At 60.0% G+C, this 12,862-nt stretch carries 10 protein-coding genes; all 10 read right to left on the bottom strand.

Translation table 11 applies throughout. The annotated features are described in order from the left end of the window. Position 1 precedes the first annotated feature (1 nt). The 10 genes from rluB to IE079_RS05930 all read right to left on the bottom strand — a co-directional run bounded on the left by rluB (position 2) and on the right by IE079_RS05930 (position 12,856). Positions 2 to 1,021 (bottom strand): 23S rRNA pseudouridine(2605) synthase RluB, encoded by a 1,020-nt coding sequence (gene rluB / locus IE079_RS05975; RefSeq protein WP_189574270.1) that lies wholly within the window; start codon positions 1,019 to 1,021, stop codon positions 2 to 4. 18 nt (positions 1,022 to 1,039) lie between these two features. Then, the gene (gene scpB, locus IE079_RS05970) at positions 1,040 to 1,702 is read right to left on the bottom strand and encodes an SMC-Scp complex subunit ScpB (RefSeq protein WP_189574267.1); all 663 of its coding nucleotides are present in this window, start codon (positions 1,700 to 1,702) and stop codon (positions 1,040 to 1,042) included. 1 nt (position 1,703) lies between these two features. After that, positions 1,704 to 2,438: a segregation and condensation protein A gene (locus tag IE079_RS05965; protein WP_189574690.1), complete on the bottom strand. Its 735-nt coding sequence runs from the start codon at positions 2,436 to 2,438 to the stop codon at positions 1,704 to 1,706. 131 nt (positions 2,439 to 2,569) lie between these two features. Continuing rightward, the gene (locus tag IE079_RS05960) at positions 2,570 to 3,784 is read right to left on the bottom strand and encodes a tryptophan--tRNA ligase (RefSeq protein ID WP_189574264.1); all 1,215 of its coding nucleotides are present in this window, start codon (positions 3,782 to 3,784) and stop codon (positions 2,570 to 2,572) included. Between the two features lie 149 nt (positions 3,785 to 3,933). Beyond that, positions 3,934 to 4,806 (bottom strand): succinate--CoA ligase subunit alpha, encoded by an 873-nt coding sequence (gene sucD / locus IE079_RS05955; RefSeq protein ID WP_189574261.1) that lies wholly within the window; start codon positions 4,804 to 4,806, stop codon positions 3,934 to 3,936. Further along, positions 4,806 to 5,972, bottom strand: a complete 1,167-nt coding sequence (gene sucC / locus IE079_RS05950; protein WP_189574258.1) for an ADP-forming succinate--CoA ligase subunit beta — start codon at positions 5,970 to 5,972, stop codon at positions 4,806 to 4,808. Before sucC ends, sucD begins: the two co-directional genes overlap by 1 nt. Before the next feature lie 232 nt (positions 5,973 to 6,204). Continuing rightward, complete coding sequence (gene lpdA / locus IE079_RS05945; protein WP_189574255.1) at positions 6,205 to 7,647, bottom strand: dihydrolipoyl dehydrogenase; 1,443 nt, start codon at positions 7,645 to 7,647, stop codon at positions 6,205 to 6,207. A gap of 71 nt (positions 7,648 to 7,718) precedes the next feature. Then, positions 7,719 to 8,975 carry a 2-oxoglutarate dehydrogenase complex dihydrolipoyllysine-residue succinyltransferase gene (odhB, locus tag IE079_RS05940; protein WP_189574252.1) on the bottom strand — a complete coding sequence of 419 codons (1,257 nt, stop codon included), beginning with the start codon at positions 8,973 to 8,975 and terminating at the stop codon, positions 7,719 to 7,721. Between the two features lie 26 nt (positions 8,976 to 9,001). Beyond that, a complete protein-coding gene (locus tag IE079_RS05935) occupies positions 9,002 to 11,836 on the bottom strand; it encodes a 2-oxoglutarate dehydrogenase E1 component (protein WP_189574249.1) in 2,835 nt (944 codons plus the stop codon). 315 nt (positions 11,837 to 12,151) lie between these two features. Then, positions 12,152 to 12,856: a succinate dehydrogenase iron-sulfur subunit gene (locus tag IE079_RS05930; protein ID WP_189574246.1), complete on the bottom strand. Its 705-nt coding sequence runs from the start codon at positions 12,854 to 12,856 to the stop codon at positions 12,152 to 12,154. Positions 12,857 to 12,862: the final 6 nt, after the last annotated feature.

Genomic DNA, 12,862 nt, shown 5'->3' with positions numbered 1-12,862 from the left:
ATTACCGGGCAGGTCCGCGAGACGTACTGCGCCCCTTCTTGCGATCCGCGGGCTTTCCTGGCGCCGGGCTACGCTCGGTCCGGCGCTGGCCAGACGCTTTCGGTGCAGCCTGATCAGCCACCTGCCAGCGACCACCGGCGGACTTCTTGTTCCCCCTTGATGGCGCCTTGCGGCGGCGACGCTCATGCTCCGCCTGTTCGCCAGGGGTCTTGTCCGGCAGCCGTGATGACGACATCCCGACAGCATTGCTCAGATCATCCAGACCCTTCTGGTCCAGCTCCTCCCAGCGCCCGACACTGAGCCGGCTGGGCAGGAATATCGGGCCGTAACGAACCCGCTTGAGGCGGCTCACCCGCACACCCTGGGATTCCCACAGGCGACGGACTTCCCGGTTACGTCCTTCCATCAGGGTGACATGGAACCACTGGTTCTGGCCCTTGCCACCGGCGGGGGCAATGTCAGAAAAAGCGGCCACGCCATCGTCCAGCAACACGCCTTCCCGTAGCCGCCGGATCATGTCGTCATCCACGGTTCCGAAAATGCGCACGGCGTATTCCCGGTCGATTTCGCTGGAAGGATGCATGAGCCGGTTGGCCAGATCGCCGTCGGTGGTAAACAGCATCAGGCCGGTGCTGTTGATGTCCAGGCGGCCCACGCCGATCCAGCGCTGATCCCTGAGCCGTGGCAGGTTGTCGAAGACCGTTGGCCGGCCCTCCGGATCGTGGCGGGTAGTGACCTCCCCCTCCGGTTTGTTGTAGACCAGCACGCGCCGAACCACGGCGGCAGCGGAGCGGCTTTCAACGGGCTTGCCGTCAACGGCAATGCGGTCACTGGTCAGGGCGCGGTCGCCGGGCTGGGCAACGGATCCGTTGACCGTCACCCTGCCATCCTGGAGCCAGGCGTCGACTTCACGACGGGAACCAACACCGGCACGGGACAAAAGTTTCTGAAGACGCTCGGGCTGCTCTCCGGAGTCTGGTGCGTCCGACCTGGACGGCTTGGGGGGGCGTTGCGACGCCATGGAACAATCCTTACTGGCTTAATGAAGTGTGGTGTTGCTGTCCGACGAATCGCCGGAACCCTGATCCTGCGCCGGTTCCGGCGCTGCAGGCGACTCGAACTGGATCTCGGCCTGTATGTCCTGCTCGATCTCGCGTCCGATTTCCTCGAGATCACGGATCTCGGCCAGCGGTGGCAGCTGTTCGAGGCTGGTCAGATTAAAATAGTCAAGAAACTGGCGAGTGGTGGCGTACATGGCCGGACGCCCGGGAACGTCCTTGTGGCCCACCACTCGAACCCATTCTCGTTCCTGCAGGGTACGAATGATATTGCTGCTTACCGTAACACCGCGTATATCCTCGATTTCGCCCCGGGTAATGGGTTGGCGATAGGCAATCAGCGCCAGGGTTTCCAGCAGGGCTCTGGAATAGCGCTGAGGCTTTTCCTCGAACAGGCGGCCCACCCAGGGTGCGTATTGCTGACGAACCTGGAAACGGTAGCCGCTGGCCACCCTGCGCAGTTCAAAGCCACGCCCGATGCAGGACTCATCCAGCAGCATCAGCACGTGCTCCATGATCTGGCGGGCGGGCCGTTCGTGCTCTTCGAACAAGTCCCGAAGCTGGTCAATGCTCAGGGGACGGCCGGCCGATAGCAGCGCCGCTTCCACGATATTCTGAACTCGCTTGAGGTTTTCTTCGTTCATCTCAGTTACTGGTTCGTGCCCGTACATGAATGGCACCCAGGGTTTCCGCCTGGACGATCTCGATCAGCTCTTCCTTGACCAGCTCCAGCATGGCCAGGAACGTCACTACCACACCAAGACGCCCCTCCTGCCGGGTGAACAGGCTCTCGAAAGCCATGAACCGGTCGGCGGGCAACATCGATAGAATGGAGGACATCCGCTCCCGGGTGGACAGCCGCTCCTTCTCCACGTGGTGGCTGGTAAACAGATCCGCGCGGTGCAGCACACCCTGCAGGGCCAGCAGCATGTCCCGCAGCTCCACCGGAGGATGGCTGGCGCCCCGGTCCAGCTCAGGCAGCTTGGCGGAGTTCACGAAGGTGTCCCGCTCCATGCGCGGCAGGCTGTCCACGTCTTCGGCAGCCTTCTTGAAACGCTCGTACTGTTGCAGGCGGCGGATCAGCTCGGCCCTCGGGTCCACTTCCTCGTCGTCCTCCACTTCCTGACGCGGCAGCAGCATCCGCGACTTGATCTCTGCCAGCGTGGCTGCCATCACCAGGTATTCCGCCGCCAGCTCAAAGCGCATGGCTTCGACGGCACCGATGTACTCCATATACTGGCGGGTGATCTCGCTGACGTCGATGTCCAGGATGTTCATGTTCTGCTTGCGAATCAGATACAACAGCAGGTCCAGGGGACCTTCAAAGGCTTCCAGGAACACGGCCAGCGCATCCGGGGGGATGTACAGATCCCGGGGCATATCGGACAGGGGTTTACCCTCTACCCGGGCCACAGGGGCCTGCGCCTGCTCGCCCTCCGGTGCGGCAGGAATGTCCCGACTATCGTCGGAGCCGGTTACCCGCTCAGTCACGTGTCATCCCCTGATTCCGCTCACCGGTAGACCACGCCCATGGCCTCGCGAACCTCATCGAGGGTATCCCGGGCCGCATCACGGGCGCGGTCGGTGCCCTCCTCGATAATGGCATGAATCAGGTCCGGGCTTTCCTCGTACTCCCTGGCCCGCTCATGCAGCGGGCGCTGCTCTTCCACGATGGCGTCAATGACCGGTTTCTTGCAATCCAGGCAGCCGATGCCGGCACTGCGGCACCCGGTCTGGACCCATTCCTGTGTCTTTTCGTCGCTGTAGGCCTTGTGGAACTCCCATACCGGGCACTTCTCCGGTTCACCCGGATCCGTCCGGCGCACCCGCTGGGGGTCGGTGGGCATGGTGCGGATTTTCCTGGCCACTGAATCCGGTGACTCCCGCAGGCCGATATCATTGCCATAGGACTTGGACATTTTCTGTCCGTCCAGCCCGGGCATTTTCGAGGTATCCGTCAGCAATGCCCGGGGCTCGGGGAGCAGCACCTTGCCCCCGCCCTCGATATAGCCGTACAGGCGTTCCCGATCGCCAAGGGAGATGTTCTGTTGCTCATGAAGCAGCGCGCGGGCGGTTTCCAGCGCCTCCATGTCGCCCTCTTCCTGGTAGCGACGTTTGAGGGTACTGTACAAACGCCCGTTTTTCCTGCCCATCTTGACGATGGCCGCTTCCGCCTGCTCCTCGAAACCGGGTTCGCGCCCATAGAGATGATTGAACCGGCGGGCAATCTCGCGGGTAATCTCCACGTGAGACACCTGATCGGCCCCCACCGGTACCTTGCCGGCCCGGTACAGCAGTATGTCGGCACTTTGCAGAAGCGGATACCCGAGAAATCCGTAAGTTGCGAGATCTTTCTCACGTAACTTGTCCTGCTGATCCTTGTAGGTGGGGGCTCTCTCGAGCCAGCCCAGCGGGGTGATCATGGACAGCAGCAGATGAAGTTCCGCGTGCTCCGGCACCGACGACTGGATAAACAGCGTGGACGACCCCGGATTGACCCCGGCAGCCAGCCAGTCGATGATCATTTCCCAGACGTTTTCACGAATATCGGAAGGGTCATCGTAACGGGTGGTCAGGGCATGCCAGTCGGCCACGAAAAAAAAGCATTCGAATTCATGCTGCAGCTTCACCCAGTTCCTGAGTACGCCGTGGTAGTGCCCGAGATGCAGACGACCGGTCGGTCGCATACCGGACAGCACCCGTTGCCGGGAATCGACAGAACCCAAAGCATGAACTCCTTATGGTCACAATTGACCGGTTATGATAAATCACTCCGCCCGGGGATGACAGAGATCCCCTTCCCTAAACGCAAAACCCCCGCACCGGTGACACCGGGCGGGGGTTTGCAGTTTACCGGATGCGGCCTCTGGGGCTCTTACCAGCCGGTTACTTCCTTCAGGGCATTGCCGATTTCAGCCAGGCTGCGCACGGTTTTGACACCGGCGTCCTGCAGGGCGGCGAACTTCTCGTCCGCCGTACCCTTGCCACCGGAAATGATGGCACCGGCATGCCCCATCCGCTTGCCCGGAGGCGCGGTGACACCGGCGATGTAGGATACCACCGGCTTGGTCACGTTTTCCTTGATGAAGGCGGCGGCTTCTTCCTCGGCGGTACCGCCGATTTCACCGATCATCACGATGGCCTCGGTTTCCGGATCTTCCTGCAGCAGCTTCAGGATATCGATGAAGCTGGAGCCGGGGATCGGATCACCACCGATGCCGACACAGGTGGACTGACCATAGCCGAAGTCGGTGGTCTGCTTGACCGCCTCATAGGTCAGGGTGCCGGAGCGGGATACGATACCCACCTTACCCTTCTGGTGAATGTGACCGGGCATGATGCCGATCTTGCACTCGTCCGGAGTGATCACACCGGGGCAGTTGGGGCCGATCATGCGGGCGCCGACCTTGTCCACATACTCCTTGGCATAGAGCATGTCGATGGTGGGGATGCCTTCGGTGATGCAGACGATCAGTTGAATACCGGCGTCGGCTGCTTCAATGATGGCATCCTTGCAGAAGGGTGCCGGCACGTAGATAACCGTTGCCTCGGCGCCGGTCTTTTCCACCGCCTCACGTACGGTGTTGAACACCGGCAGACCCAGATGCTCGGTGCCGCCCTTGCCGGGGCTGACGCCGCCGACCAGCTTGGTGCCATAGTCCAGAGCCTGCTCGGAGTGGAAGGTACCCTGGGCACCGGTAAAGCCCTGACAGATAACCTTGGTGTCTTTGTTAATCAGGATGCTCATTATTTACCCCCTGCGGCTGTAACGACCTGCTCTGCAGCATTGGACAGGCTGGTTGCGGCAATGATGTTGAGGCCACTCTCTTCGAGTACCTTGGTGCCCAGTTCGGCATTGTTGCCTTCCAGACGAACCACCACAGGAACCTTCACACCCACTTCCTTCACGGCGCCGATGATACCCTCGGCAATCATGTCGCAGCGCACGATACCACCGAAGATGTTGACCAGTACCGCCTTCACGTTATCGTCAGACAGGATGATCTTGAACGCCTCGGAGACACGCTCCTTGGTGGCACCGCCACCCACGTCCAGGAAGTTGGCGGGCTGGCCGCCGGACAGCTTGATGATGTCCATGGTGCCCATGGCCAGGCCCGCGCCGTTGACCATGCAACCGATATTGCCATCCAGGGCCACGTAGTTCAGTTCCCAGCTGGCTGCTTCCGCTTCGCGGGCATCGTCCTGGGACGGGTCGTGCATTTCCTGGATCTGTTTCTGGCGGTACAGGGCATTGCCATCCACACCGATCTTGGCGTCCAGGCAGTGCAGGTTGCCTTCGTCGGTGATGACCAGCGGGTTGATTTCCAGCAGCGCCAGGTCCTTGTCTTCAAACAGCTTGGCCAGACCCACAAAAATCTTGGCAAACTGACCGATCTGTGGTCCTTTCAGACCCAGCTTGAAAGCCAGCTCACGGCCCTGGTAAGGCTGTGCGCCGACCAGCGGGTCGACTTCGGCCTTGAGGATCTTCTCGGGGGTTTCCTCTGCTACCTTCTCGATCTCGACGCCACCCTCGGTGGACGCCATGAAAACGATACGACGGGCACCACGGTCAACCACCGCACCCAGATACAGCTCCTGATCGATATCGGTCAGGGACTCGACCAGAATCTTGGCAACCGGCTGACCTTTCTCGTCGGTCTGGAAGGTTACCAGGTTCTTGCCCAGCCACTGCTCGGCAAACGCCTTGATCTCATCCTTGCTCTTGACCAGCTTGACGCCGCCGGCCTTGCCGCGGCCACCAGCGTGAACCTGAGCCTTGACCACCCAGGCGTCACCGCCGATCTTGTCAGCCGCCGCGACGGCTTCTTCAGGAGTATCACAGGCATAGCCCTTGGATACGGGCAGGCCGTATTCAGCGAACAGCTGTTTGGCCTGATATTCGTGCAAATTCATAATCTAGTGTCCCGATTTGATGGAGGATAACCACATACGGAAATGAACCCGCCAGAACCCATCGGAAACAGGCCGGCGCAGTACGCCTGCAGCCTGACTCCGATGCGCTCCCTCTAAGCGAATTCGCTACGGTACGCCGGGGATCAACTCAGCGTACCCAAACGCTTCCCGGGCACGGCGTTATTTCGCCGCTGCAGGCTGGCATGCCAGCCCTTTGCCCGGGGCATCAGCGTTATTTCTTCTTGCGACGGTTGGCCTTGTGAATGGCACCACCGTCGACACCCAGAGCCGCTTCATGCACGGATTCCGACAGGGTCGGGTGTGCGAAGCAGGTCAGAGCCAGGTCTTCGGCACTGGAGCCGAATTCCATGGCGATCACGCCCTGGGCCACAATCTCGGACGCCTGGGGGCCAACTACGTGGAAGCCCAGTATCCGGTCGGTTTTCTCGTCGGCAATGATCTTTACCATGCCGCCGGTGGAGTTTGCTGCCATGGCGCGACCATTGGCGGCAAACGGGAAGGTGCCGACCTTGTAGGCCTCACCCTCGGATTTGAGCTGCTCTTCGGTTTTGCCAACCCAGGCCACTTCCGGCGACGTGTAGATCACGTTGGGAATACAGTCGTAGTTGACCTGTGGCTTGTGGCCCGCGATGCGCTCGGCAACCATGACGCCTTCTTCCGACGCCTTGTGGGCCAGCATGGGGCCACGCACCACGTCACCAACGGCCCATACGCCCGGCACATCGGTCTTGCACTGCTCATCAACAAAGATAAAGCCACGCTCATCCAGGTTGACGCCCGCGTCAGCGGCAAGCAGATTTTCGGTATTGGGCCTGCGGCCCACGGCAACAATCAGCTTGTCGAACTTGAGCTGCTCCTTGTTGTTGCCCTCTTCATAGTCTACGTAAACCAGCTTGCGCTTGACCTCGGCCTTGGTCATGCGGGTGCCCAGCTTGATGTCCAGGCCCTGCTTCCTGAAGTGCTTGAGGGCGTCCTTCGCCACCTGCTGGTCAACCGCCGGCAGGAACGTGTCCATGGCTTCCAGCATGGTCACTTCGGAACCCAGGCGGGCCCACACGGAACCCAGCTCAAGCCCGATGACACCGGCACCGATCACGCCCACTCGCTTGGGCACATCGGTAAACTCCAGGGCACCCTCGGAATCCACGATATGGTCACCGTCAAACCGGGCCGGTGGAATCTCGATAGGCTTCGAGCCGCTGGCAAGAATGACGTTTTCTGCGTCATAGACCGTGGTCTTGCCGTCTTTATCGGTGACTTCGACCTGCTTGTTGGCGAGCAGTTTGCCATGACCGTGGATGGCGGTGACACCGTTACTCTTGAACAGGCCGGCAATACCGCCGGTAAGCTGCTCGACGATACCCTCCTTGCGCTTCATCATCTTGTCGATGTTGATGCTCAGGTCGTTCAGTTCGATACCCTGATCGGCATAGCCGTGCTGGGCTTCCTCATACTTGTGGGAAATTTCCAGCAGCGCCTTGGACGGAATACAGCCGATATTGAGGCAGGTTCCGCCCAGTACCTGCTGCTTGCCGTCCCCGGATGTCCAGGATTCCACACAGGCGGTCTTCAGGCCCTGCTGGGCTGCCTTGATGGCGGCTACATAACCGCCGGGGCCGGCGCCAATGACGATGACATCGTACTTGTCAGACATATTCTATCCCGTTATCTGGCGGAAGCCCCGGAGGCTTTCACCCCCGGGGCTCCGGAATTGGTTTGTACGGCTCAGACGTCCAGCAGCATTCGGGCCGGATCCTCGATCATCTCCTTGAGGGCCACCAGGAACTGAACGGCTTCCTTGCCGTCGATCATACGGTGATCGTACGACAGGGCCAGGTACATCATCGGCAGAATTTCCACCTGCCCGTTCACCGCCATCGGACGCTCCTGGATCTTGTGCATACCCAGAATCGCTGTCTGCGGCGGATTCAGAATCGGAGTGGAAATCAGTGAACCGAAAATGCCACCGTTGGTGATGGTGAAGGTGCCACCGGTCATCTCGTCAATGCCCAGCTTGCCACCTTTCGCCTTCTGACCGTATTCAACTATCTTTTTCTCGATATCCGCCAGACCAAGGCTGTCTACGTCACGGATAACCGGAACCACCAGGCCCCGGTCGGTGGACACGGCCACACCGATATCCTGATAACCATGGTAAACCATGTCGTTGCCGTCGATGGAGGCGTTCACCGCCGGGAACCGTTTGAGGGCTTCGGTGGCGGCCTTGGCGAAGAAGGACATGAAGCCCAGCTTGATGCCATGGCGCTTCTCGAAGGCTTCCTTGTACTCTGTACGCAGTTGCATCACCGGCTTCATGTTCACTTCATTGAAGGTGGTGAGCATGGCCGCATCGGTCTGGGCCTGTACCAGGCGCTTGGCGATGCTGGCCCGCAGACGGGTCATGGGCACACGCTTCTCAGGGCGCTCGCCGGTCGGGACATCGGCTGCTGGAGCGGCTGCGGGCTGGCTGCCACCGGAGGCCTTGCCGGCGGAAGACTTGCCACCGTCGACGTGGGCCTGCACATCTTCCTTGGTGACGCGACCATCTTTGCCGGTACCTTTGACGGAATCCGGGTCAACGTTGTTTTCATCCGCGAGCTTGCGGGCCGCCGGGCTCAGAATGGCATCTCCGGAAGAAGCAGCACTGCCGCTTTCGGCGGAAGCCGGCTCTTCGGATTTGGTCTCGGCCTTCTCTTCTTCCTTGCCCGAGTCGCCCTTGTCCTCGGGCTTGCTCTCGCCCGCAGCGCCTTCCTTGAACTTGCCGATTACCTCACCGCTCTCAACGGTGTCGCCCTCGTCCTTGACGATCTCCTCAATGGCGCCGTCGGCCGGCGCAACCACTTCCAGAACCACCTTGTCGGTTTCGATATCGACAATCAGTTCGTCGCGCTCACAGGCTTCGCCAGGCTTCTTGTGCCAGGTCGCAATGGTACCTTCAGCGACCGACTCCGGGAAAACGGGGGCTTTTATTTCTGTTGACATTTCAAATCCTTACGTTCGGTAACTGGTCACAGTTCAAAGGCGTCATTCACCAGCTTTTTCTGCTGCTCGACGTGTACGGACATATAGCCGGCGGCCGGTGCGGCGGAAGCATCACGGCCAGCGTAATCCAGATAAAGTTTCGGATTGAGTCGCGCCAGCGCTGCCCGCATATGATGCTGGCTACAGTACCAGGCACCCTGGTTCATCGGCTCTTCCTGACACCACACCGCGTTCTTGAGCCCGGTGTAAGGGGCCAGCAACTCGTCCAGATCATCACCGGGGAACGGGTAAAGCTGCTCGATCCGGAAAATCACCGTGTCGTCACGACCATCCGCCTTTTTCTTCTCAAGGAGATCGTAGTACACCTTGCCGCTACAGAGGATCAGACGGGTAACTTTTTTCGGATCCGACGGTTCCTTTTCCGGTAACACGGTCTGGAAGGTGCCGGAGGTCAGGTCTTCCAGGTCCGACGTGGCTTCCTTGTGGCGCAGCAGGCTCTTCGGCGTAATGGCCACCAACGGCTTGCGCAGGGGCCGCTTCACCTGCCGGCGCAGCATGTGGAACACTTGCGAAGGCGTAGTGGGTACGCACACCTGAATATTGTGCTCGGCACACAGCTGCAGGAAACGCTCCAGCCGCGCCGAGGAGTGCTCCGGACCCTGACCTTCATAACCATGGGGCAGCAGCAGGGTCAGGCCACACAGGCGTCCCCACTTGTGTTCGCCACTGGTGAGAAACTGATCGATCACCACCTGGGCGCCGTTGGAGAAGTCGCCGAACTGGGCTTCCCAGACCACCAGAGTGGCAGGTGTGGTGGTGGCGAAACCATACTCGAACGCCATCACCGCCTCTTCCGACAGTAGCGAGTCGTAGATCTCGAACTTCGGCTGTTTCTCGGACAGGTTGGCCAGGGACGTCCAGGTGTCTCCTTCCTTCTGGTTGTGCAGGATCGCATGGCGGTGCGAGAAGGTACCGCGGGCCACGTCCTGGCCGGTGATCCGGATCGGGTGGCCCTCGTCCAGCAGGGAGGCGTAGGCCATCATCTCGCCGTAACCCCAGTTAAGCCCCAGGGCGCCGGCGGTCATCTTCCTGCGATCATCGACAATCTTCTGCACCTGACGCTGGACAGAAAAACCCTCCGGAACGTAGGTCAGCTTTTTGCCCAGGCGCTGGATGTTCTTCAGGCTCACGCTGGTCTTGCATTTGGCCGTCCATTCGTGGCCCAGGTACGGGGTCCAGTCGACGTAGAGCTCGGTGTTGGGCTCCTTGACCAGCGACTTCACCACATGCTCACCGTTATCGAGGGCGTCGCGATACTCGGTTTCCATCTTCTTGGCGTCATCCTCGGAGATGACCCCTTCCTCCACCAGCTTGCTGGCGTACAGATGGCGGGTACTCTTGAGCTTGCGGATCCTGTCGTACATCACCGGCTGGGTAGACGACGGCTCGTCGGCCTCGTTATGGCCACGGCGACGGTAACAGACCAGATCAATGACCACGTCGCCCCGGAACTCGTTGCGGTAGTCCATGGCCATCTGCGTGGCGAACATGACCGCCTCGGGATCATCGGCATTAACGTGCAGGATCGGCGCCTGAACCATCTTGGCGACGTCAGTGCAGTACTCGGTGGAACGGGCGTCTTCCTGTTTGCTGGTGGTGAAGCCGACCTGGTTATTGATCACCAGGTGAATGGTGCCGCCCACCCTGAAGCCCCGTGTCTGGGACATCTGGAAGGTTTCCATGACCACGCCCTGCCCGGCAAAGGCAGCGTCACCGTGAAGAATAATGGGCACCACGTTGCTGCCGTCGGTGTCCTGACGGCGGGTCTGCCGGGCCCGGACGGAACCGACAACCACCGGAGACACGATTTCCAGGTGCGACGGGTTGAACGCCAGGGCCAGATGAATCTCACCGCCTTCGGTCATAACATTGGATGAGAAGCCCTGGTGATACTTGACGTCACCGGAGCCGGAATCCGCCATCTTTTTGCCTTCGAATTCGTCGAAGAGATCTTTCGGGTTCTTGCCCAGGGTGTTCACCAGCACATTCAGGCGACCGCGGTGGGCCATGCCCAGAACGATTTCCTTGGCGCCATAACTGCCGGCGCGCTGAATGAGCTCGTCAAGGCAGGGGATCAGGCTTTCGCCCCCCTCGAGGCCAAAGCGCTTGACACCGGGATAACGGGAACCCAGATACTTTTCCAGGCCTTCCGCGGCGGTAAGCCGTTCGAGCAGGTGTTTGCGGGTCGCTGCTTCGTAGGCGGGCTTTGACCTGACAGGCTCCATACGCTGCTGGAACCACCGTTTGATACGGGTGTCCACCACATGCATGTACTCGGCGCCGATGCTGCTGCAATAGGTTTTGCGCAGTTCATCTACGATATCGCCAAGTTTCATCCGCTCGGAACCGAAATTCAGGGAACCGGTCTGGAACTCGAGATCACGGTCCGCCTCCGACAGCTCGTGAAAGGATGGGTCCAGGTCTTCCACCCTGGGCCGCTGCCAGACACCCAGCGGATCCAGCTGCGCTTCCTGATGACCGCGGAAACGGTAAGCATTGATCATCTGCAGAACACGGATCTGCTTGCGGTCAGCATCGGTGGTGGCGGAGGCGGGAACACCGGCGCCATTGTAGAAGCGCTGGTTGCGGGAAATATGCTCGAACTGTTCGCGGATGATGGAGTGCGAAACGTCACGGGTATTACCTTCGACACCCGGCAGCTTATCGAAATAATTTCGCCATTCTTCGGGGATGGCGTTGGGGTCGGTCAGGTAGGTTTCAAAAAGCTGCTCAACATAGGTCAGATTCCCACCCTGGAGATGGGAGGTCTGCCATAACTGCTCCATTATGCTTTCATGCATTTTGAATAGCTCACCTTGGACTGGTGCGGGGGAGCCCTTAATGGTCGGCCAGGGATATTTCTCAGTCAATACGGGTTTTTACCGGATCGACTGCAGCCACCACATTGCTCACGGATGTTTTCCGTTCCCCGGTGGTTTTTATACTGAATCACGCCGCAGAAGCACTTTGTGGGCACTTGCTGCGGCCCGATAGCTTGCCTTACCGGCCCTCACCTGCCAATGCGCCTTTGGTAGAAGGCTATCCGGTCAGGTGTCATTCAGGCCGGAGGCCTGGAACTTCCAGAACAGTATAGCGGTCTTGCGGAAAACCGCAGGTCAGGTGGCCCGCTGCAACAGCAGATCACGAATGTGCCCGATCGCCCGGGTCGGGTTCAGGCCCTTGGGGCAAACACTGACACAGTTCATGATGCCCCGGCAGCGAAACACACTGAACGGGTCATCAAGCTCCGCCAGGCGCTCGTCCTGGGCGGTATCACGACTGTCGGCCAGGAAGCGATAGGCCTGCAGCAGACCCGCCGGACCGATGAACTTGTCCGGATTCCACCAGAACGACGGACAGGCAGTGGAGCAGCAGGCACAGAGAATACACTCGTACAGGCCGTCCAGCTTCTCGCGGTCTTCCGGGCTCTGCAGGCGTTCGATGGCCGGTTCCGGCGTGTTGTTGATCAGGTATGGCTGTACCTTCTCGTACTGCTGGTAGAACAGGTTCATGTCCACCACCAGGTCACGGATCACCGGCAGGCCCGGCAGCGGGCGCAGCGCCAGCTTGCCATTCTTGACAACCTCGGACATCGGAGTGATACAGGCCAGGCCGTTCTTGCCGTTCATGTTCATGCCGTCCGAGCCACAGACACCTTCACGGCAGGAGCGGCGGTACGCCACAGAAGGATCCCGCTCCTTCAGGAGGTTGAGCACGTCCAGGACCATCAGGTCCTTGCCTTCCGGCAGCTCCAGCTCAATATCCTGCATATAAGGGGCGTTGTCAGTTTCCGGGTTATAACGGTAAAGGCTTACCAACATCTTTCA

The sequence above is a fragment of the Marinobacter zhanjiangensis genome (assembly GCF_014651935.1).
In the GTDB taxonomy this organism is placed as follows: domain Bacteria; phylum Pseudomonadota; class Gammaproteobacteria; order Pseudomonadales; family Oleiphilaceae; genus Marinobacter; species Marinobacter zhanjiangensis.
This window is presented reverse-complemented; position numbering and strand designations above follow the sequence as displayed.

Bases quoted from the DNA above. Each gene is read 5' to 3' on its own strand.
- rluB (WP_189574270.1), bottom strand. From the start codon at position 1,021: ATGGCGTCGCAACGCCCCCCCAAGCCGTCCAGGTCGGACGCACCAGAC.
- scpB (WP_189574267.1), bottom strand. From the start codon at position 1,702: ATGAACGAAGAAAACCTCAAGCGAGTTCAGAATATCGTGGAAGCGGCG.
- IE079_RS05965 (WP_189574690.1), bottom strand. From the start codon at position 2,438: ATGCCCCGGGATCTGTACATCCCCCCGGATGCGCTGGCCGTGTTCCTG.
- sucD (WP_189574261.1), bottom strand. From the start codon at position 4,806: ATGAGCATCCTGATTAACAAAGACACCAAGGTTATCTGTCAGGGCTTT.
- sucC (WP_189574258.1), bottom strand. From the start codon at position 5,972: ATGAATTTGCACGAATATCAGGCCAAACAGCTGTTCGCTGAATACGGC.
- lpdA (WP_189574255.1), bottom strand. From the start codon at position 7,647: ATGTCTGACAAGTACGATGTCATCGTCATTGGCGCCGGCCCCGGCGGT.
- odhB (WP_189574252.1), bottom strand. From the start codon at position 8,975: ATGTCAACAGAAATAAAAGCCCCCGTTTTCCCGGAGTCGGTCGCTGAA.
- IE079_RS05935 (WP_189574249.1), bottom strand. From the start codon at position 11,836: ATGCATGAAAGCATAATGGAGCAGTTATGGCAGACCTCCCATCTCCAG.
- IE079_RS05930 (WP_189574246.1), bottom strand. From the start codon at position 12,856: ATGTTGGTAAGCCTTTACCGTTATAACCCGGAAACTGACAACGCCCCT.